21 protein-coding genes are annotated in these 19088 nt (G+C 68.5%); 13 read left to right on the forward strand and 8 right to left on the reverse strand.

Annotated features, from left to right (window positions below; all coding sequences use genetic code 11):
• Positions 1 to 71 precede the first annotated feature (71 nt).
• Positions 72 to 335: a phosphoribosyl-ATP diphosphatase gene (locus ACLJPX_RS04695; protein WP_101607665.1), complete on the forward strand. Its 264-nt coding sequence runs from the start codon at positions 72 to 74 to the stop codon at positions 333 to 335.
• A gap of 32 nt (positions 336 to 367) precedes the next feature.
• A complete protein-coding gene (gene hisG, locus ACLJPX_RS04700; protein ID WP_101607666.1) occupies positions 368 to 1213 on the forward strand; it encodes an ATP phosphoribosyltransferase in 846 nt (281 codons plus the stop codon).
• 74 nt (positions 1214 to 1287) lie between these two features.
• Here the strand turns inward: hisG and ACLJPX_RS04705 are convergent, their stop codons facing one another.
• The 3 genes from ACLJPX_RS04705 to ACLJPX_RS04715 all read right to left on the reverse strand — a co-directional run bounded on the left by ACLJPX_RS04705 (position 1288) and on the right by ACLJPX_RS04715 (position 3980).
• Positions 1288 to 2223, reverse strand: a complete 936-nt coding sequence (locus tag ACLJPX_RS04705) for a ParA family protein (protein ID WP_410598884.1) — start codon at positions 2221 to 2223, stop codon at positions 1288 to 1290.
• A gap of 67 nt (positions 2224 to 2290) precedes the next feature.
• Positions 2291 to 3076, reverse strand: coding sequence for a thioesterase family protein (locus tag ACLJPX_RS04710; RefSeq protein ID WP_410598885.1), 786 nt, complete (start codon positions 3074 to 3076; stop codon positions 2291 to 2293).
• 10 nt (positions 3077 to 3086) lie between these two features.
• The gene (locus ACLJPX_RS04715) at positions 3087 to 3980 is read right to left on the reverse strand and encodes a RecB family exonuclease (protein ID WP_101607668.1); all 894 of its coding nucleotides are present in this window, start codon (positions 3978 to 3980) and stop codon (positions 3087 to 3089) included.
• A 128-nt stretch (positions 3981 to 4108) separates the two neighbouring features.
• On the opposite strand from ACLJPX_RS04715, the gene ACLJPX_RS04720 reads away from it, so the two are divergent.
• Both ACLJPX_RS04720 and ACLJPX_RS04725 read left to right on the forward strand, forming a co-directional pair.
• On the forward strand, positions 4109 to 5260 hold the full coding sequence (locus ACLJPX_RS04720) for a M50 family metallopeptidase (protein WP_101607669.1): 1152 nt from the start codon (positions 4109 to 4111) through the stop codon (positions 5258 to 5260).
• A 58-nt stretch (positions 5261 to 5318) separates the two neighbouring features.
• Positions 5319 to 6143, forward strand: coding sequence for a tRNA (adenine-N1)-methyltransferase (locus tag ACLJPX_RS04725; RefSeq protein ID WP_101607670.1), 825 nt, complete (start codon positions 5319 to 5321; stop codon positions 6141 to 6143).
• 202 nt (positions 6144 to 6345) lie between these two features.
• Here ACLJPX_RS04725 and ACLJPX_RS04730 read toward each other — a convergent pair whose 3' ends face one another.
• Positions 6346 to 6795: a hypothetical protein gene (locus tag ACLJPX_RS04730; protein WP_410598886.1), complete on the reverse strand. Its 450-nt coding sequence runs from the start codon at positions 6793 to 6795 to the stop codon at positions 6346 to 6348.
• Positions 6796 to 6805: 10 nt separating this feature from the next.
• Positions 6806 to 7690: a hypothetical protein gene (locus ACLJPX_RS04735; RefSeq protein ID WP_410598887.1), complete on the reverse strand. Its 885-nt coding sequence runs from the start codon at positions 7688 to 7690 to the stop codon at positions 6806 to 6808.
• Between the two features lie 363 nt (positions 7691 to 8053).
• On the opposite strand from ACLJPX_RS04735, the gene arc reads away from it, so the two are divergent.
• Positions 8054 to 9856: a proteasome ATPase gene (gene arc / locus ACLJPX_RS04740; protein WP_101607673.1), complete on the forward strand. Its 1803-nt coding sequence runs from the start codon at positions 8054 to 8056 to the stop codon at positions 9854 to 9856.
• Between the two features lie 60 nt (positions 9857 to 9916).
• Here arc and ACLJPX_RS04745 read toward each other — a convergent pair whose 3' ends face one another.
• Positions 9917 to 10828, reverse strand: coding sequence for a DMT family transporter (locus ACLJPX_RS04745; RefSeq protein ID WP_410598888.1), 912 nt, complete (start codon positions 10826 to 10828; stop codon positions 9917 to 9919).
• A gap of 107 nt (positions 10829 to 10935) precedes the next feature.
• On the opposite strand from ACLJPX_RS04745, the gene ACLJPX_RS04750 reads away from it, so the two are divergent.
• The 4 genes from ACLJPX_RS04750 to ACLJPX_RS04765 are packed head-to-tail and all read left to right on the forward strand — an operon-like array spanning position 10936 to position 13691.
• Positions 10936 to 11739 (forward strand): hypothetical protein, encoded by an 804-nt coding sequence (locus tag ACLJPX_RS04750; RefSeq protein ID WP_410598889.1) that lies wholly within the window; start codon positions 10936 to 10938, stop codon positions 11737 to 11739.
• The gene (locus ACLJPX_RS04755) at positions 11736 to 12080 is read left to right on the forward strand and encodes a hypothetical protein (RefSeq protein ID WP_410598890.1); all 345 of its coding nucleotides are present in this window, start codon (positions 11736 to 11738) and stop codon (positions 12078 to 12080) included. The genes ACLJPX_RS04750 and ACLJPX_RS04755 overlap by 4 nt, the downstream gene beginning before the upstream one ends.
• Complete coding sequence (locus ACLJPX_RS04760; RefSeq protein WP_410598891.1) at positions 12077 to 13030, forward strand: aldo/keto reductase; 954 nt, start codon at positions 12077 to 12079, stop codon at positions 13028 to 13030. The genes ACLJPX_RS04755 and ACLJPX_RS04760 overlap by 4 nt, the downstream gene beginning before the upstream one ends.
• 55 nt (positions 13031 to 13085) lie before the next feature.
• The gene (locus tag ACLJPX_RS04765) at positions 13086 to 13691 is read left to right on the forward strand and encodes a hypothetical protein (RefSeq protein ID WP_410598892.1); all 606 of its coding nucleotides are present in this window, start codon (positions 13086 to 13088) and stop codon (positions 13689 to 13691) included.
• Here ACLJPX_RS04765 and ACLJPX_RS04770 read toward each other — a convergent pair.
• Positions 13688 to 14206: an NUDIX hydrolase gene (locus ACLJPX_RS04770; protein ID WP_410598893.1), complete on the reverse strand. Its 519-nt coding sequence runs from the start codon at positions 14204 to 14206 to the stop codon at positions 13688 to 13690. The genes ACLJPX_RS04765 and ACLJPX_RS04770 overlap by 4 nt on opposite strands.
• Positions 14207 to 14249: 43 nt before the next feature.
• On the opposite strand from ACLJPX_RS04770, the gene dop reads away from it, so the two are divergent.
• The 4 genes from dop (at position 14250) to prcA (ending at position 17759) form a co-directional block, all read left to right on the forward strand.
• Positions 14250 to 15752 carry a depupylase/deamidase Dop gene (gene dop, locus ACLJPX_RS04775; protein WP_410598894.1) on the forward strand — a complete coding sequence of 501 codons (1503 nt, stop codon included), beginning with the start codon at positions 14250 to 14252 and terminating at the stop codon, positions 15750 to 15752.
• Positions 15753 to 15849: 97 nt separating this feature from the next.
• Positions 15850 to 16044, forward strand: coding sequence for a ubiquitin-like protein Pup (locus ACLJPX_RS04780; RefSeq protein ID WP_005150863.1), 195 nt, complete (start codon positions 15850 to 15852; stop codon positions 16042 to 16044).
• A gap of 73 nt (positions 16045 to 16117) precedes the next feature.
• Positions 16118 to 16954: a proteasome subunit beta gene (prcB, locus tag ACLJPX_RS04785; RefSeq protein ID WP_410598895.1), complete on the forward strand. Its 837-nt coding sequence runs from the start codon at positions 16118 to 16120 to the stop codon at positions 16952 to 16954.
• Positions 16955 to 17006: 52 nt separating this feature from the next.
• A complete protein-coding gene (gene prcA, locus ACLJPX_RS04790; protein ID WP_101607682.1) occupies positions 17007 to 17759 on the forward strand; it encodes a proteasome subunit alpha in 753 nt (250 codons plus the stop codon).
• A gap of 426 nt (positions 17760 to 18185) precedes the next feature.
• Here prcA and ACLJPX_RS04795 read toward each other — a convergent pair whose 3' ends face one another.
• On the reverse strand, positions 18186 to 18824 hold the full coding sequence (locus tag ACLJPX_RS04795; RefSeq protein WP_410598896.1) for an RICIN domain-containing protein: 639 nt from the start codon (positions 18822 to 18824) through the stop codon (positions 18186 to 18188).
• Positions 18825 to 19088: the final 264 nt, after the last annotated feature.

Raw genomic sequence — 19088 nt, forward strand, 5'->3', positions numbered from 1 at the left:
GTGTGACGCCGGTGGCATCACACCGGCCCGGGGCAGCGCGACGCGGGCGCGGATGGAAGGATCTCCAGACTGTGAAGACCTTCGATGAGCTGTTCGCCGAGCTTGCCGACCGCGCCCGCACGCGCCCCGACGGTTCCGGCACCGTCGCCGCCCTCGACGCGGGTGTACACGCGCAGGGCAAGAAGGTGCTCGAAGAGGCGGGCGAGGTGTGGATCGCCGCCGAGCACGAATCCGACGAGAGGCTCGCGGAGGAGATTTCACAGCTGCTGTACCGGTTGCAGGTACTCATGCTCGGCCGTGGACTGTCGACAGAGGACGTGTACCGGTACCTGTGACGCGTTCGCGTCCGGAGAACCAAGGAGAAGCAATGTTGCGTGTCGCCGTGCCTAACAAGGGAGCCCTCGCCGCCGCCGCGTCGGAGATGCTCGGAGAGGCCGGTTACCGCAAGCGACATGAGGCCCGCGATCTGACCGTGCTGGACACGGTCAACGAGGTCGAGTTCTTCTTCCTGCGTCCCAAGGACATCGCGATCTACGTCGGATCCGGCGAGCTGGATCTCGGCATCACCGGTCGCGACCTCGCGCTCGACTCCGGCGCTCCGGTGGAGGAGATCCTCGGCCTCGGCTTCGGCGGTTCCACATTCCGGTACGCCGCGCCGGCGGGCCGGGACTGGCGGGCCGAAGACCTGCACGGCAAACGGCTCGCGACGTCGTACCCGCGGCTCGTGCGCGAGAACCTGAAGCAGCACGGGGTGGAGGCGGAGGTCATCCGCCTCGACGGCGCCGTCGAGATCTCGATCCAGCTCGGCGTGGCCGACGCCATCGCCGACGTCGTCGAGTCCGGCCGTTCGCTGCGCCAGCATGGCCTCGTGGCCTTCGGGGACCCGATCTGCGTCTCGGAAGCGGTGCTGCTGCAGCGGGAGGGTACCGAGCACACCCGGCCCAAGGACCAGCTGAAGGCACGGCTGCAGGGTGTCGTCTTCGCCCAGCACTACATGATGCTGGACTACGACTGCCCGCGCTCGCTGCTCGAGGCGGCCATCGCGATCACGCCGGGCCTCGAGTCGCCGACCGTCGCGCCGCTGGCGGACGAAGACTGGGTGGCCGTGCGGGCGATGGTGCCGCGCAAGGAGGTCAACCGGATCATGGACGAACTCGCCGAGACCGGTGCCAAGGCCGTCTTGGCTTCGGACATCCGGGCCTGCCGTCTCTAGGTCTCAGACGCTATGAAAGGCCCGTTACTTGCAAATTTTGCAAGTAACGGGCCTTTCATAGCAAGCGCTAAGTGCTACCGAGGCCGGTTCGGCTTCTTGGGCATGAGGTCGTAGAGCCGCTTCCGGGCGCCGTTGTCGTTGGCGCTGCGCGCCACCGAGACCTCGGTGATGAAGTCCTCGAAGACGAACTCCTCGTCCGCGGGCACGATCGCCGGGGCCGGATGGTTCTGCAGGTACCCGTCCAGCGTTTCCGCGATCTCCCGGAACGACAGTGCCTGCAGGGTTTCCGGCGCGTAGGTCGTCACGGGCACGCCGTGCGCGGCGGCCTCGTTCATCACCACGCCGAGCGGGACGTGCGAAAGCATCGGGATCCCGAACGTGTACAACTCCTGCAACGCGGCCGCCGCGTAGTGCGAGATCGGGCGGCGGTACAGCCCGGGAACGAGGCCGTAGTAGGCGATCGGCGGACGGCCGACGGTCTGTTCGACGTAGCGGACCTGGTCCGAAAGCAGGCGCAGCGCCCGGATGCTCGTCCGGTCCGGCTGCACCGGCACGAGGATCCCGTGCGAGGCGGCCAGCGCGTTGTTGGTCAGCACGTCGAGCGCGGGCGGGCAGTCGATGATGACGTGGTCGTAGTTCGCGAACTGGATGACCCTGGCCAGCTGCCAGCCCGGGACCCGGAACTGGTCCAGCCGCCGGATCAGGTCGAACATGCCCGGCGAGGTCGGGATGACGTCGAACGCGCCGCCCCGGCCGAGGTTGCTGCGCGGATGCCGCACGGCGAGTTCCTCGATCGGCCCCTTCCACACCTTGGTCAGGGCTTTCGCCAGGCTGGGCATGTCCGGCGCCACCTCGTCCAGGCCGAGGAGTTCGGTGGTCGCGTGGCCCTGTGGGTCGAGGTCGATCAGCAGCACCCGGCGGCCGCGTTCGGCCAGTGCCGCCGACGCGCCCACACTGAGTGAGGTCTTGCCGACCCCGCCTTTTTGGTTGACCACCGAGGTGATCTGCATGCCGAAGCGCTCCCTGCGTCTGTTGTTCCGGGAAGGCTATTGGAAACGGGCTCAGAATGCGCGTCTATCAGCCCGCCTGTCGCGGGCGCACCAGCAACGCCTGCGCCCCGGACGCGATCGATCCGGACGTGTCGTGCAGCGTGGTCGTCGCCGTGCCGATGCCGTTCGGGCCGACCAGGGTGGTCGCGTCGACGCCGATCCAGTCGCCCAGCGGTGGGCGGCGGAGGTGCACTGTCAGCTCTGAGTTGATGAACCACCACTCGCGCGGGTCGAGGAAGTTCGAAATCCCGTTGCCTGAGTCGGCCAAGACGAACAGCCGCTGGAGAGCACTCGGTTTCTCCCCGTCCACGAGGACGACACGCTGACGCCCCCAGACCGTCGCGGGACCGGGTTCGTCCAGCGCGCCGCTGACACGCCGCCATTCGACGGCGTCGAGGTAACCGCCGTGCCAGCCTTCCGGCCAATTCGACGTCGGCAGGCCCTCCGGCGACGGCAGGGCGGGACCTTCCGCCGTGGCCACCGAGGTCGTGTCCGAGGTCGCGATGCGCCAAGCCGAGGCGCGGGCGACGACTCGCTCCCCATGGGAGAGCTCGGCCTCCAGCCACTCGACCGACCGGCCCGGGCGTTCCACCCAGGCCCGCACCGACAGCTCCTTCAACGGCGCGGGCCCGAGGATCTCGATCGTCACCCGCGCCAGCTGGCTCGCGTGCGGCGCCTCGACCTCTTCGAGCGCGCGGACCAGCAACGCCGAGGGCGGACCGAAGTGCTGCGCGTCCGGGGTCCACGGCCCGGCGGTGTGCGGGGTCGGGACGAAGAGACCGTCGCCCGACGGCACGTAGAAGGCTTCTGTCACACCGGGCACCCTAATCCGCACGGTCCAATACGGACTCCTCGCCGGGATCCGGCTCGGGCCAGCCGGGGTACGGCGGGGGAGTGCCGCCGTACTGCGGGCAGAGCGCCTGGTGATCGCACCACGCGCAGAGTTTGCTCGGATTGGGCCGGAAATCGCCGGTCTTGCCCGCTTTGAGGATCGCCTGCCAGATCGCCTCGAGCGTGCGCTCGAACCGGACCAGCTCGCCCTCGTCGGGCGTGTAGGCGAGGGACTGCCCGTCGGTGAGGTACATCAGTTTCAGCTGACGCGGCACGACACCGCGAAGCCGCCAGAGGACCACGGCGTAGAACTTCATCTGGAACATCGCCTTGGCCTCACCGATCTCCCGCGGCGCGGCACCGGTCTTGTAGTCGACGACGCGGATCTCGCCGGTCGGCGCCACGTCCAGCCTGTCGACGTAGCCCCGCAGCAGCACCCCGGAGCCCAGCTCGATCTCGACGTGCAGCTCGCACGCTTCGGGCTCCAGCCGGCTCGGATCCTCGAGGCCGAAGTAGGTGTCGACGAGCTGCTCCGCCGACGACAACCAGGACGTGACGGCCTCGGGGTCGTCCTGATCGAACAGCTCGATCCACTCCGGACGTTCCGCGGACAGGTCCTCCCACGCCGGTGCGAGCAGGTCCTTGGCCTGCGGCGGGGTGCGATCGGCCTGCGGAAGGGAGAACAGGCGCTCCAGCACGGAATGCACCAGCGTGCCGCGAAGCTGGGCCTTCGTCGGGATCTCGGGCAGTCTGTCGACCGCGCGGAAGCGGTAGAGCAGCGGGCACTGCTTGAAGTCGCTGGCACGCGACGGGGACAGGGCCGGCCGACGGCGCGGGACTTCGGCGCCGGGCGGCGGATCGGCGGTGACCGTGTCGGTGTCGGGCATGCAGGGAGGGTAGCGCCGGGTACCGACAGTTCCGGGACTGCGACGCACCGGAGTGGCCTGACCGACACCACCCGGACGGGAAGGGCGGGTTACCCGCACCCCACACCTGGGCATCTACGCTCTGACACATGGCGGTGACGGGTGAGCAGGGCCCGCCTCGACGAGGCGTGGCACCGGACGGTGGGCTCCTGCTGTTCCGCGTCTCCGGGATCCCCGTACTGCTCGCTCCTTCGTGGTGGATCGGCTCGCTGGTCATCGTGGTGCTCTACACGCCACTGGTCGGCCGGTTCCTGCCCGGCGCGACGACGCTGACCTCGTGGCTGCTGGCGGCCGCGTTCGCGGTCCTGCTCGGGCTTTCGGTGCTGGCACACGAACTCGGGCACTGCCTGGTGGCGCTGCGCCTCGGCATCCCGGTCCGGCGCTTGCGCCTCTTCCTCCTCGGCGGCCTCTCCGAGGTGGCGAGGACTCCCCGTCAACCGCGGCAGGAAGGGCTCGTCGCGGCCGCGGGACCGGCGGTTTCGTTGCTGCTCGGCGCTTTCTGTGGGCTGCTCATGTTCGCCGTCCCGCCGGAGAGCGCGGCGTGGCTGCTCATCGCCGAATGCGCCGTCGCGAACTTCGCCGTCGGGATCTTCAACCTCCTGCCCGGGCTCCCGCTCGATGGCGGGCGCCTGGTCCGCGCCGGGGTCTGGGCGGCCACGGGCCGCCGGGACAAGGGCACCCGGGCCGCCGTCGTCGGTGGCGGTGTCGTCGCGGCCGGACTGATCGTCTGGGCGCTGTGGGGGCTGGCGGCGGGCAGTGAAGACCGCTGGCTCCGGCTCGGTGTCTGTGTCGTGACAGCGTGGTTCGTGATCCTCGGCGCGCGAAGCGAACTCGCCGCCGAAACCCGTCGAGGCTGGCCCGAAGGTGTGCGGCTGAGCGAGCTCGTCCGGCCCGTGCTCCAGCTTCCCGCGGAAAGCCCCGTTTCGGACGCGCTGGCCGCTTCGGCGGGCCGTGGAGTGGTCTTGGTGCGTGCCGACGGTGTGGCGGCGGGGTTGCTCGACGAGCAGGCCGCCGCGCAGCTGGCGGGAACGTCGCCGCACGCGCCGGCGGAGATGGCCGCCGAGCCGATTCGCGCCGACACCGTGCTGCTTTCCTCGGAGTCGGGGGAGGAGATCGCCGAGCGTGTCCGGGAAACCGCCGCGTGGCAGTTCCTCGTCGTGGACGACGAAGGCAGGCCCGCGGGCGTGCTCCGGCGCGAGGACCTGCGCGCCGCGATGACCAGGAGCCGACCCCCGGCGTAGCCCGGGACGGCCACCTGCGAGGATCGGTCGTCGATCAGTTCGCGCGTATGGAGGTTCAGTGTCGGTCCGTGGGCCGTTTCGTATTGGTGACCGGGTTCAGCTGACCGACTCCAAGGGGCGGCACTACACCATGGTGCTCGCCGAGGGGCAGCAATATCACACCCATCGCGGCGCGTTGGCGCACGACGACGTGATCGGCGCGCAGGAGGGTTCGGTCGTCACTTCGGCAGGCGGCAGCAACTATCTGGCGCTGCGCCCGCTGCTGCCGGACTACGTGCTGTCGATGCCGCGCGGCGCGCAGGTGATCTACCCGAAGGACGCCGCGCAGATCGTGATGTGGGGCGACATCTTCCCGGGCGCGCGGGTGCTCGAGGCCGGCGCCGGTTCCGGCGCGCTGACCTGTTCGCTGCTGCGGGCGGTCGGGCCGGAGGGCACCGTCCAGTCCTACGAGATCCGGGACGACCACGCCGAGCACGCCGAGCGGAACGTGGAAAAGTTCTTCGGCCACAAACCGGACAACTGGTCGCTGACGGTCGCGGATCTGTCGACGCACACCGGCGAGGTCGATCGGGTGGTGCTCGACATGCTGGCTCCGTGGGACCAGCTGGAGACGGTCGCCGCGCATCTGGTGCCCGGCGGGGTGCTCACGGTCTATGTGGCGACGGTCACACAGCTTTCGCGGATCACGGAGGCCTTGCGAGAGCAGCAGTGCTGGACCGAGCCGGAATCCTTCGAGACGCTCATGCGGCCCTGGCACGTCGTGAGCCTCGCGGTGCGGCCGGACCACCGGATGGTCGCGCACACCGCGTTCCTGCTGACGGCTCGCCGTCTGGCCGACGGCACGGTCTCGCCGCGGGTCCACCGCCGCTCCGGCAAGGGCTGACCGCAGCCCCCGAAGTACGTGAAGGCCCCCTTCCTTGCGTCTAGCGCAAGGAAGGGGGCCTTCACGTACTTGGGAAAGGTGCGAAGGTCGAGTTCCCTCGGCTGAGCCGCCCCCGACTCATCACCGACGTGGGGCCGGTATCCGCGAACGGTCTCCCCAAGGGCGCCCAGCGCCCGACGGAGACTTCAGCGCTCGACAGACATCACGGCACGCACCACTTGCCCTCGCGCTTCTTCAGCGGGAAAGGCGTGTCCTTCTGACCGCCTGCTCCCTCGACATGGACGGTCACCGTGGCCGAGTCGCCGCTGACCGTCGGCGGGTCGGGGACGGTCGCGGACACCTTGCCCGCCGCCTCCCACTTCCGCTTGAGCTCGGCCAGATCGGCCGACGACTGCTGGACGCAGGTGAGCTTGCCGAACGCCGTCGCGTCGTGGTTGACGATCGCCGCGGCGATCGCCTTGCCCACCACCTCGACCGCGGCCACGTCCGGATCCACCGGGACCGGACGGGACTGACTCGGCCACGACGGGGGCGCGGCGGTGCTCGACGCGGCCGGGTCGGAGCCGGACGGGGCCACCAGCAGCAGCCCCACCACTACACCCACCACGACCGCGCCGCATCCGGCGAGAACGGCGATCAGCCTGCTGGACACCGGTTCCGGGTCAGCGTTTCGCGCCGACGAAGCACCAGAGGTCCGACTCCTTCTTGAAGTTGAGGACCCCTGACTCGGTCTTGCCGTTCGTGGTGGCCGTGATCGGGAGCTTGGCCGACTCTCCGGTGGTCGCCAGGTCCCCGGACTTCGTGATCTTGAGGTCCTTGGCGATCGAGATGTCGTCCTTGGTGTTCACACTGCGGCAGGCCGACTGCGCGACCGTCTTGCCATCGCCCGAGTTGTAGGCGTTGAACACGGCGTCCGCGACCTCTTCGGGTGTCGCCTTGCCCAGCGGGGCGGGCCCGGAGCCCTTGGTCGCCGAGGTGCTGGGCGAGCTGGACTTGCTCCGGGTCGACGAAGTGGACGGCTTCGAGGACGAGGAAGCGGAACCCGTCGGGGCCGCACTGCTCGAACTGGCAGGCGGGGCCGCTGTCGGGTTGTCGTCGCCGGAGTTCAGGGCGATGACGAGGGCGGTGACACCGCCGCCGACCAGCACGACCGCGCCGATCGCGATACCGACGATCAGTCCGGTCTTCTTTTTCTTGGGCGGCTCACCGTAGCCGCCGCCTTCCTGCGGGTAGGCGTTGTAACCGCCCTGCTGCTGACCGTACGGATCCTGTCCGTACTGACCAGGCTGCTGCTGACCGTACGGATCCGGCTGGCCGAACTGCTGCGTGGCACCGGGGTATCCCTGCTGGGGCTGGGGGCCGCTCTGCGGGTAGCCACCTTGCTGCTGGCCGTACGGGTCCTGTCCGTACTGACCAGGCTGCTGCTGACCGTACTGGCCGCCACCGGGGTATCCCTGCTGCGGCTGGGCGCCGCTCTGCGGGTACCCGCCCTGCTGGCCGTACGGATCCTGTCCGTAGCCGCCGGGCTGCTGCGGCGGGTAAGTCATGGCTGATGCCCCCTAGCTGTTCTGCGAAAATGCTCAACACGACAGGCCGGTTCGCCTCCCCGGCGAACGTCGGCCCGATGCTAGCCATCGAGCCGGATCGCCGCTCGATTAGGGCCGAACTGATACCGGAAACCCGTTTGCACCCGGACGGAGCCGGGTATTCCGCCGCAGGTCAGGGCAGGTGGACGGAATGTGACCATGGGAGTGCCAGACCCGGCACCGGGATGGCCCCTTGCGCGGTGTGAACGTACGTGCTGTCAGGTCGTCCGGAACGCGACGCGCCGATCTTGTGATGCGGAAAGGCCTTTTATTGTCGGTGATCGCCGGTACCGTGGAATGAAAAGCACTCCGAGGAGGTGCCCAATGCATCATGACCTTCCCGGAGGTCGGCGCGAGGAGGCCGACCCTTCAGAAACGACCGGAGCTGGAACCACGTCCGACGAGCAGGCACGTCAGATTCGCTTCCTCGAGGAGGAAGTGGCCCTGCTGCGCCGGAAGCTCACCGATTCGCCACGTCAGAACCGAGTCCTGGAGCAGCGACTCGCCGAGGCGTCGGAACGAGTGAGCCAACTCACTGAACGCAACACGAAACTGGTCGAGACGCTCCGCGAGGCGCGTGGCCAGTTGCTCGCGTTGCGAGAGGAGGTCGACAGGCTGGCCCAGCCTCCGAGCGGTTACGGCGTGTTCGTGACCGCGTACGAGGACAACACGGTGGACGTGTTCACCGCGGGCCGCAAGATGCGGGTCTCGGTCTCACCCGCGGTCGAGGTCTCGTCGCTGCAGCGCGGACAAGCGTTGCGGCTCAACGAGGCACTGACCGTCGTAGAAGGCGGCGACTTCGAGAAGATCGGCGAGGTCTGCGCGTTGCGCGAGGTGCTGGCCCCGGACGTCGAGGGCGGCAGCCCCCGTGCGCTCGTGGTCGGGCACGCGGACGAGGAGCGGGTCGTCCTGCTCTCCGATCCGCTGGCCGAGCAGCCCCTCAAGCCGGGCGATTCCCTGCTGGTGGACTCGAAAGCCGGCTACGCCTACGAGCGCGTGCCGAAGGCGGAGGTCGAGGATCTCGTGCTGGAGGAGGTGCCCGACGTCCAATACGAGGACATCGGTGGCCTCACCCGGCAGATCGAGCAGATCCGCGACGCCGTCGAGCTGCCGTTCCTGCACGCGGATCTCTACCAGGAGTACCAGCTGCGCCCACCGAAGGGCGTGCTGCTCTACGGGCCTCCTGGCTGCGGTAAGACCCTCATCGCCAAGGCGGTGGCCAACTCGCTCGCCAAGAAGGTCGCGGAAGCACGCGGCGACGCGGCGGACGGGAAGTCCTACTTCCTGAACATCAAGGGTCCGGAGCTGTTGAACAAGTTCGTCGGGGAGACCGAGCGGCACATCCGCCTGATCTTCCAGCGGGCTCGGGAAAAGGCCTCCGAAGGCACCCCGGTGATCGTGTTCTTCGACGAGATGGACTCGATCTTCCGCACCCGCGGTTCGGGCGTGTCCTCCGACGTGGAGACCACGATCGTCCCGCAGCTGCTTTCGGAGATCGACGGTGTCGAGGGCCTGGAGAACGTCATCGTCATCGGCGCCTCCAACCGTGAAGACATGATCGACCCGGCGATCCTGCGGCCGGGCCGGCTCGACGTCAAGATCAAGATCGAGCGTCCGGACGCCGAAGGCGCGAAGGACATCTTCTCCAAGTACCTGTCCGACGGTCTGCCGATCCACGCGGACGACCTGGCAGAGTTCGGCGGTGACCGCAGGGCGACGTTCGACGCGATGATCCAGCACACCGTCGAGCGGATGTACGAGGAGACGGACGAGAACCGGTTCCTCGAGGTCACCTACGCCAACGGTGACAAGGAGGTCCTGTACTTCCGTGACTTCAACTCGGGCGCGATGATCCAGAACATCGTGGACCGGGCGAAGAAGTCGGCCATCAAGTCGGTGCTGGAGACCCAGCAGCCCGGCTTGCGCGTGCAGCACCTGCTGGACGCGATCGTCGACGAGTTCGCGGAGAACGAGGACCTGCCCAACACCACCAACCCGGACGACTGGGCCCGGATCTCCGGCAAGAAGGGTGAGCGGATCGTCTACATCCGCACGCTCGTCACCGGCAAGAACCAGGATTCGGGGCGGGCGATAGACACCGCCACGAACACCGGTCAGTACCTGTAAGGCGAGAACCGAAGGGGCCCTTCACCGCGGAACACGCGGTGAAGGGCCCCTTCGGTTCGTTCACACGGCCACAGGTTCCTTGACTTTCTTGCGCAGGCTCAGTCGCCCGTGCGCGGCGAGGATGCCCAGGACGACGAGCAGCGCGCCGGCGGGCTGGTTCCACGCCAGGGGTTCGTCGAGCACCAGGACGCCGAGCAGCACGCCCACAACGGGTGTGAGGTAGGTCACCGCCGACGCGTTCGACGCGCCCCACGCCGCGATGATCGACGCGTTCCAGGCGTAGGCGAGTCCGGTGCCCAACGCCCCGAGCGCGATCATGCTGAGGACGATCGTCGTGTCGAGGTGCACCGGCGTCGTCGCGATGAACGGCGCGAGCACAAGCATGACGACGGCCCCACAGCAGACCTGCCCGAGCGCGATGGTCGGGGCGTCGAGGTTCCGCCAGGAGATGAACCGTCGCACGTAGACGAACGAGATCCCGTAGCAGGTCGTCGCGCCGAGGCAGGCCAGCTGCGCCGTCAGCTCGTGGGAGACATCGATCCCTTGCCAGACCCCGACGATGGTGAGCACACCGAGGAAACCGAGGACCAGGCCGGTCGTCCGGGCCTTCGTGAAGCGCTCGGAGGGCAGCGCGGCCGCCGCGATGAGCATGGTGATCAGCGGGGTCGTCGCGTTGAAGATGCTGGCGAGCCCGGAGGAGATGTACTGCTCGGCCCAGGAGAACAGCAGGAACGGGATGACGCACAGCAGCACGGAAACGACCGCGAGGTGGCCCCATACGGCCGGATCGCGGGGGAGTGGCTTGCGGCGCCAGGCGGCGATGGCGATCAGCGCCAGCGCGCCGAGGCAGACGCGGGAGAGTGCCACCTGAGCGGGCGACAGGCCGGTGAGCCCGACTTTGATGAACAGAAAACTAGCGCCCCATACGATCGCGAGTGCCGCGAATCGGATCGCGATACCGAAACGTCCCAATTGTCCTTCTCCTGAGCCCTCGACTGCGAACTCAGTGAATCGGGAATCCACTGTGCACTCCAGCGGTTTTCGGACGATGTGTCCGACGCCTCCAGTACGTTCCGGGAATGGGGAAGAAATTTTCCGGGATGTGGCGCCATGCGGCGGGCGATCTCGTGGCCGCTGCGAGCGCCCTCGGCGAGACCGGCGGGATCCCGTGGGAGGTCGAACTCGATCAAGACGGACGGCTGACCGTCACCGGGGCGACGGCGGACTGGATCAACGAACTCGCCGCGACGGTGGATCCGGTGGGGTGGCTGGCCGAGCAGGACGGGTTGATCGGCCTGACCGAAGGGGGCGGGCTCCTCCCCGCCCGAGGTCCCGAGATTCCGGACGGACCGGTCCCTCCCGTGCTCCCCGCCCGGATGAAACCCGCGCCCGGCCGCGAGTTGCGCGTGTCAGGTCATGAGCGCGCCAGCGAGCATTGGGCGCTGCGCGTCCTGCCGGACGGGACTTTCGCGAACGGATCGGGGCGTTTCGGTCCCCTGGATCCGAAGACCGTCTTCGAGGACGCGGACGATCCCGCGGTGGCCTGGCGCGAGTGCTTCCATCCCGAAGACCCCGACATGTGGACCGAGGCCGTCGAGATCGTTCGCGCGGTCGTTCCCGCACTGAGGCACCCACTCGTGGCGTCCTACGGATGGCTCGGCGCGCTGGAGATCTCGACCGGGGGAGAGGTGGCCGTCGCGGGCCGCCAGAGCAGGGCATTGCTGGAACTCCTGGTGGACACGGGGCTGGCGGCCGACCCCTTCGGCACGGTGCGACGCTCGGCCCGGCTTCTGGCGGACCGGATCCCGGACGTCAGGGAACACACTCCCGGCGTGGTGGTCACGCTCGGCGCGCGTATAACGCCCTATACTTCCGGGCTGTGAGCGAATCCTCCGGGCGCCCGCGCGCGCCGATCACCGAGGCCGATGTCCTGGCGTGGCTGGAAACGACGGCGGCCGCCGTCCAGGCCGGGGAGGTGAGCGCTCCCGAACTGATCGAGATCCTGGGGGAGCTGCGGCGCGCCTCCGCGGCCTGCGCCGACGCGTCCGACTGGGCGCTTCTCGCCGCCAGGGAAGAGGGTGCCAGCCTCCGTCAGATCGCGCCCGTCTTCGGCAAGGGTTACGTTCGGGCTCCGGCGGCCCGCCTCGAAAAGCTCCACCGGCAGGCGCAGAACTCGAGTCAATGGCTCGCCATCCTCCGCCACAAGAACGAAGGAGCCCGGTGACAGCCTCGGAAATCCCGGTCGGCGAACGGATCGCCGTCGGACTGGCGGCGCTCGGCAGGCCCGCGTACATCAACCTCGGCCGGGTCGACGCGCTGCCGCCCGGACGCGGGTTCGAGGCGATGCGCGCGGCGACCTACGACGTGCTGGACGACGCGTACCGCGCGGGCGTCCGCTGGATCGACGTCGCCCGTTCGTATGGTTCTTCGGAGGAGTTCCTCGCCGGGTGGCTCGCCGAGCGCGCCCACTCGGACGTGACGGTGTCGAGCAAATGGGGCTACCGCTACGTGGGAGAGTGGAAGCTCGACGCGGAAGTGCACGAGGTCAAGGAGCACACCGCGGCACGGTTCGCCGAGCAATGGGCGGAAACTGTTGACCTGCTGGGGAAAGCGGTCACGCTCTACCAGGTCCACTCGCTCACTGTGGACAGTCCGCTGTTCACCGACGAGCGGCTCGTCGGCGCGCTGGCCGAACTCGCGGCAGACGGTGTTCCAGTGGGGTTCTCGACGTCCGGGCCCGCGCAGGCCGACGCGATCCGCCGGGCGTTCGAACTGGAAGTGTCCGGGACGCCGGTGTTCAGCGCCGTGCAGTCGACGTGGAATCTGCTCGAACCCTCCGCCGGCCCGGCGCTCGCGGAAGCGCAGGCGGCCGGGAAACGGGTGCTGGTCAAGGAAACCGTCGCGAACGGACGGCTGGTGGTCGAGCCGCCGCCCGCACTCGCGCGGATCGCGCGCGAACACGACGCAGGCCCGGACGCGGTGGCGATCGCGGCGGTCCTCGCGCAGGACTGGCGGCCGGTCGCGGTCATCGGCCCGTCGAGTACGGCTCAGCTCGCGGAGAATCTCGTTGCCACCAAGGTGAAGCCGACCGCGGACGAACTCGCGGAGCTGGCCGCGCTCGCCGAGGAACCCGTCGCCTACTGGCGGCACAGGTCCTGCCTCGGCTGGCATTGAGGGGCTGGACTAGTCTCGCGGCAAACGTCTGGCGGGTCACCGGGGAGGCTTGAGGGTGCGTCATCGGCAGGTTCTCGCGGTGGCGACGGTCGCGCTGTTCGGTTTGTCCGGCTGCGCGGACCGGCCCAACGACCTCGACACCTATTACGACGACCCGACGCCCACGCCGACGGTCGAACCGGTGCAGCCTTCGGTCAAGCCGCAGGCCGCCCCGGTTCCGCCCTCGTCGACCCGGGCTCCGGTCCCCGCGGCCGTTTCCGCCGCGTTGCTGACCGACGAAGACGTCGCCGAGGAAGAAGTCGTCCCGGGCGAGAGCAAGGTGTCCGGCTGTCTGACCGGTCTCACCCGCGGCACGAGCCGCTCGACGGCCTGGTCGTACCCGAGCGGCTCGACGCTGGAACATCAGGTGACCGAGTACACCGACCGTGACGCTTCGGACGTCGTCACCCAGGCGGTCTGCGAAGGCAAGAAGCTCACGTTGACGAAGCAGTCCGGTATCGAAGTGCAGCGGGCTTGGTGCGAAGGCACGACGTGCACCGTGTTGCTCGCCAAGGGGAAGCTCGTCTCCGCGCTCAGCGTGACCGCCGGGACCGAGGCGCGCGCGACCGACGCGGCCAGGCGCCTGCTGTCGATCGTCGCGCAGCGCCTCCGTTCGGCCTAGCGGGCGGCTTCCCGCCGGAACCACTCCAGCGCGCCGAGACGTCCGTCCGGGATGAACCGGCTTTCCGGATCGTCGAGCCACGAACGCAACTCGTCCAGCGTCAGCCACCGTCCTTCGACCACTTCGGACGGCTGATGGACGAAGGGACCGTCCCAGCGCGTTTCGAAGGCGAAGTTGTGGCAGCGGATCGTGTCGTCGTCGGTGATATGGACGAAAAGCGGCCGCAGTTCCACTCCGTGAACACCCAGTTCTTCAGCCAGTTCCCGTCGGGCGCACTCCTCGGGCGTCTCACCCGCCGCGACGATGCCACCCGCCCAGCAGTCCCAAGTGGAGGGATAGACGTCCTTCGTGGGGGTGCGCAGGTGCACGTAGACGGAGCCTCCGTCACTCGAACGGACCAACACCACGCCCGCCGCGTGCCAGAGTCCTTCGGCACGGACCCGGGACCGGGTGGCCGCTCCCACGGCGGTTCCGCCGAGGTCATAGAGCGCAACGAGTTCGTCACTGCCTGACATGGGGGGCATCGTCGCACGCCTCCGACCCCGTAGGGTGGTGGGTATGCGGCGGATCATGGGAACCGAAGTCGAGTACGGCATCGCGGTGCCGGGCGACGCGACGGCGAACCCGGTACTTACCTCGACCCAGGTCGTGTTGGCCTACGCGGCCGCGGCGGACATCCCGCGGGCACGGCGTGCTCGCTGGGACTACGAGGTGGAATCGCCACTGCGCGACGCCCGTGGTTTCGACCTGACCGGCCCGAGCGGCCCTGGCCACGATCCGGACGTCGAGGATCTCGGCGCGGCGAACGTGATCCTGACCAACGGCGCGCGGCTGTACGTCGACCACGCTCACCCGGAGTATTCGGCGCCCGAGGTGACGAACGCGCGTGACGCGGTCATCTGGGACAAGGCGGGCGAGCGGGTCATGGAGGAGGCGGCGCGCAAGGCCGCCACCGTTCCCGGCCAGCCGCCGTTGCAGCTGTACAAGAACAACGTCGACGGCAAGGGCGCGAGCTACGGCACGCACGAGAACTACCTGATGCAGCGGTCGACCCCGTTCACCGCGGTGATCGCGGGACTGACGCCGTTCTTCGCGTCCCGTCAGGTGATGACGGGTTCGGGACGCGTCGGGGTCGGGCAGCAGAGCGAGGAAGCGGGCTTCCAGCTTTCGCAGCGTTCCGACTACATCGAGGTCGAGGTCGGCCTGGAGACGACGCTCAAGCGCGGGATCATCAACACCCGCGACGAACCGCACGCCGACGCGGACAAGTACCGCCGTCTGCACGTCATCATCGGTGACGCGAACCTGGCCGAGTACTCGACGTACCTCAAGGTCGGGACGACGGCGCTGGTGCTGGACCTGATCGAGGCGGGCATCCGGTTCGACGACCTGAAACTGGACGAGCCGGTGCGCGCGGTGCACCAGATCAGCCACGACCCGACGCTCAAGGCGAAGGTGTCGCTGGCCAACGGCCGGAAGTACACCGGGCTGGACCTGCAGTTCGCCTACCACGAGATCGCGTCGGCGAACCTGGAGCGCACCGGTGCGGACGAAGCCTCCAAGGAGGTCCTGCGGGTCTGGGGCGAGATCCTGGACGCGCTGGCGCGGGACCCCCAGGAATGCGCGGACAGGCTGGACTGGCCGGCGAAGCTGCGGTTGCTCGAGGGCTACCGCGCGCGGGACCAGCTGGCCTGGGGCGCGCCGCGGTTGCGGCTGGTCGACCTGCAGTACTCGGATGTCCGGCTGGACAAGGGCCTGTACAACAGGCTCGTCACCAGGGGTTCGATGAAGCGCCTGGTGACCGAGGAGGAGGTGCAGGAGGCGATCACGAACCCGCCTTCGGACACCAGGGCCTACTTCCGGGGCCGCACGCTGGAGAAGTACGCCAGCTCCATCGCCGCGGCGTCCTGGGATTCGGTCATCTTCGACGTCGGCAGGGAATCGCTGGTGCGGATCCCGACGTTGGAGCCACTGCGGGGCACGAAGGCCCACGTGGGGAAGTTGCTGGACGACTCCGCGACCGCCGAGGAGCTGGTGGAGGCGCTCACCGGTTCGGACTAGCGGGATTTCCTTTCATCGGGGTTAAGCGATCACGGATCCCACGGAATGTCGGGACCGCTGGGTAGGCTAGGAAACATCGGCCACACCGGGAGGCGAGATGGCTCAGGAAAAGATCGAAAAGCACGGCGGAGGCGACTCGGACGAAGAGTTCGAGGGCGGCGGTCCGGCGGGCCAGGAGCGGCGCGAGAAGCTGGGTGAGGACGTCGACACGATCCTCGACGAGATCGACGACGTGCTCGAAGAGAACGCCGAGGACTTCGTCCGCGCGTACGTGCAAAAGGGCGGCGAGTAACTCGTTCCGGGCGGCCGGGTGCGGCCGCCTGTGCGGAGCCGGCGGATCACACAGATTGGAACTTTGAGCACGTATGGAACACACCTCGGGTAAGTCGGCGCTGCCCGCCGCGTACTTCTCGTCGGCGACCTCGTCGTTCTCGGACTTCCTTCGGGCGCAGGCGCCCGAACTGCTCCCGGAACGGCGTGTCGCGGCCGGCGCGGGCGGGCTGGACGCGCCGCACGGTACGACGATCGTCGCGGTCAAGTTCGCGGGCGGGGTGCTGATCGCCGGTGACCGGCGGGCGACGTCGGGCAACCTGATCGCTTCGCGCGACATGGAGAAGGTGCACGTCACCGACGAGTATTCGGCGGTGGGAATCGCGGGCTCGGCCGGGCTGGCGATCGAGATGGTGCGGTTGTACGCGGTCGAACTGGCGCACTACGAGAAGATCGAGGGTGTTTCGCTCTCGCTCGACGGCAAGACGAACAAACTCGCCGGGCTGGTGAAGTCCAACCTCGAGATGGCGATGGCGGGCCTGGCCGTGCTGCCGCTGTTCGTCGGATACGACCTCGACGCGGAAGACGCGAAGCACGCGGGCCGGATCGTCTCGTACGACGCGACGGGCGGCCGGTACGAGGAGAGCGCCGGGTACCACGCCATCGGTTCGGGTTCGCTGTTCGCGAAGGGCTCGCTGAAGAAGCTGTACGACCCGGACGCGGACGCCGAAGGCGCGATCCGGGTGGCAGTGGAAGCGTTGTACGACGCGGCGGACGATGACACCGCGACCGGCGGGCCGGATCTGGTGCGCCGGATCTTCCCGACGATCGTGACGGTCACCGCGGAACAGGGTGCGGTGGCGTTGCCGCTCGAGCAGACCACCGCGGTGGCCGAGGCGATCGTGGCCGCGCGATCCGAGCGCGGGCGCTAGCCGTCCTCCCTGTCCCTTTTCCGATGAGAGCCAGAAAGAGCGGAGCACCACAGTGACGATGCCGTTGTACGCCTCTCCCGAGCAGTTGATGCGGGAGCGCTCGGAGCTCGCGCGCAAGGGAATCGCGCGCGGCCGGAGCGTGGTCGCGCTGAAGTACCGCGGTGGCGTGCTGTTCGTGGCCGAGAACCCCTCGGCCACGTTGCACAAGGTGTCGGAGATCTACGACCGGATCGGTTTCGCGGCCGTGGGCCGCTACAGCGAGTTCGAGAACCTGCGGGTCGCCGGTATCCGGCACGCGGACCTGAAGGGCTACCAGTACGACCGGCGGGACGTCAGCGCGCGTGCGCTGGCGAACGCGTACGCCGCGACACTGGGCAGCATCTTCACCGAACAGCTGAAGCCGTTCGAGGTGGAGGTCTGCGTCGCCGAGGTCGGCGCGACCGCGGCCGAGGACCAGCTGTACCGGTTGACCTACGACGGTTCGATCTTCGACGAGCCGAAGTTCGTCGTGATGGGCGGTCAGGCCGACACACTCACCACGAAGCTGAAAGAGAGCTACGAGCCGGACCTGGAGCTGGAGGTGGCACTCGGGGTCGCCGTGAAGGCGTTGCGCGACAACACCCCGACGCCCACGAACGGCGACTCGGACCCGGTGAAGCTCGAGGTCGCCGTGCTCGAGCGGGAGCGCCGCGGCCGCAAGTTCCGCCGGGTCGCCGGGGCGGCGCTGGACGCGCTGCTGCCCGCCGAGCCGGAGAAGGACGAGTCCGAGGGTGACAAGCCCGAAGGCGAGTCCAAGAAGGACTGAGTCTCAAGTACGTGAAGGCCCCCTTCCCCGCGTCTGGAGTGGGGGAGGGGGCCTTCACGTTTGGGGGTCCGGTGTGGACGGTGGGCGTGGAGCGTCGTGAGTGGCGGCTGCGGTAGTCCACGGGTCCGGGTCGTGAAGGGCCCCTTGCCTACCTTGACAGTAGTGATGGAGGCCTTCACTACTGTCGTGATCGCCATGGCCGCTACTTTCGCCCCACCCGCACCGGTGGTCACAGCGGCCGCGCGTGAAGGGCCTCTTCCCTCGGCTCAGCCGAGGAAACTCGACCTTCACACCTTGCCGAAGTACGTGATGGCCCCCTTCCTTGCGTCTAGCGCAAGGAAGGGGGCCATCACGTACTTCAAGCGACCGAGGCGCCGGTACCGAGTGGGTCAGGTTGGTCAGGAGCGAACCGGACCGTTCACGGCCTCAGGCGGGGCCGGTGCCCCACCACTGGCTGCGGCCACCGGCGAGGAAGCTCCACAGCTGGAGCCGCGTGCCGTTGGAGGCCGAGTTGCCCTCCGCGGTCAGGTAGCGGCCGCTGCTCGGGTTCTGGAACCGGACGTAACCCTCGGGGTTGACGGCTCCGCCCCACCACTGGTTCTTGGCACCGGGGATGTAGTCCCACAGCTGGACGATGGTCCCGTTCTGGTTGATGGTGTTGAGGTCCGCGTCCAGGTAGCGGCCGCTGGCCACGTTCTGGAAGCGGGTGTAGCCCTCGGGGTTGTCGGTGATGTAGAACGCCTGCTGGTCCGCGTCGAAGTTGCAGTCCCAGACCTGCATCTTGGTGCCGTTGCGGTTGATGGTGCCCAGGTCGGCGTCCCAGCACTTGTTCGCGTCCAGCCCGGACGGGATGAGGAACATGTCCGCGTCGGCGACGCCGGCCGCCTGCGTGCGCGCGCCCGTCGAGGTGCGCTTGACCGGAATGAGCTTGATGCCGTGCACGGTGACCGTCTTGAACCCGTCGCCGGTGGGCTGCGGGGCCGCGGTGGCGGCGGGTGCGGTGGCCAGGGTCAGGACACCCGCTGCGGCGGCGATGAGGCCGGCCAGACGCTTCGTTTTCGTCATTTTTCCCCTTTGTGGAAAGCGTTTTCTCCCAGTGAAGCGAGGGGGACGGCAGGAGTCGCCAGGCCGCGTCGAAACGCGGCCCCTTGGGCCTGTCGGTGATTCCCCCTCGTGGAAGGCTCCGCGTAAACCCCCGAGAAGCGGGCCCTCTGTGAACATCATTCAGGTCTGGACCACGGCCGTCGAGGAGATTTCCGGCAGCGGCAAAGCGGCAGTTCAGTGATGTAACGGAACGGCGTGGCTCGCGATCACACGGCGACGACTTCG

The organism is Amycolatopsis sp. lyj-90 (assembly GCF_046549035.1).
Lineage (GTDB): Bacteria > Actinomycetota > Actinomycetes > Mycobacteriales > Pseudonocardiaceae > Amycolatopsis.

Bases quoted from the DNA above. Each gene is read 5' to 3' on its own strand.
- ACLJPX_RS04750 (WP_410598889.1), top strand. From the start codon at position 10,936: ATGGGGAAGAAATTTTCCGGGATGTGGCGCCATGCGGCGGGCGATCTC.
- ACLJPX_RS04735 (WP_410598887.1), bottom strand. From the start codon at position 7,690: ATGACTTACCCGCCGCAGCAGCCCGGCGGCTACGGACAGGATCCGTAC.
- dop (WP_410598894.1), top strand. From the start codon at position 14,250: ATGCGGCGGATCATGGGAACCGAAGTCGAGTACGGCATCGCGGTGCCG.
- prcB (WP_410598895.1), top strand. From the start codon at position 16,118: ATGGAACACACCTCGGGTAAGTCGGCGCTGCCCGCCGCGTACTTCTCG.
- ACLJPX_RS04715 (WP_101607668.1), bottom strand. From the start codon at position 3,980: ATGCCCGACACCGACACGGTCACCGCCGATCCGCCGCCCGGCGCCGAA.
- hisG (WP_101607666.1), top strand. From the start codon at position 368: ATGTTGCGTGTCGCCGTGCCTAACAAGGGAGCCCTCGCCGCCGCCGCG.
- ACLJPX_RS04770 (WP_410598893.1), bottom strand. From the start codon at position 14,206: ATGTCAGGCAGTGACGAACTCGTTGCGCTCTATGACCTCGGCGGAACC.
- arc (WP_101607673.1), top strand. From the start codon at position 8,054: ATGCATCATGACCTTCCCGGAGGTCGGCGCGAGGAGGCCGACCCTTCA.
- ACLJPX_RS04795 (WP_410598896.1), bottom strand. From the start codon at position 18,824: ATGACGAAAACGAAGCGTCTGGCCGGCCTCATCGCCGCCGCAGCGGGT.
- ACLJPX_RS04720 (WP_101607669.1), top strand. From the start codon at position 4,109: ATGGCGGTGACGGGTGAGCAGGGCCCGCCTCGACGAGGCGTGGCACCG.
- ACLJPX_RS04705 (WP_410598884.1), bottom strand. From the start codon at position 2,223: ATGCAGATCACCTCGGTGGTCAACCAAAAAGGCGGGGTCGGCAAGACC.
- ACLJPX_RS04780 (WP_005150863.1), top strand. From the start codon at position 15,850: ATGGCTCAGGAAAAGATCGAAAAGCACGGCGGAGGCGACTCGGACGAA.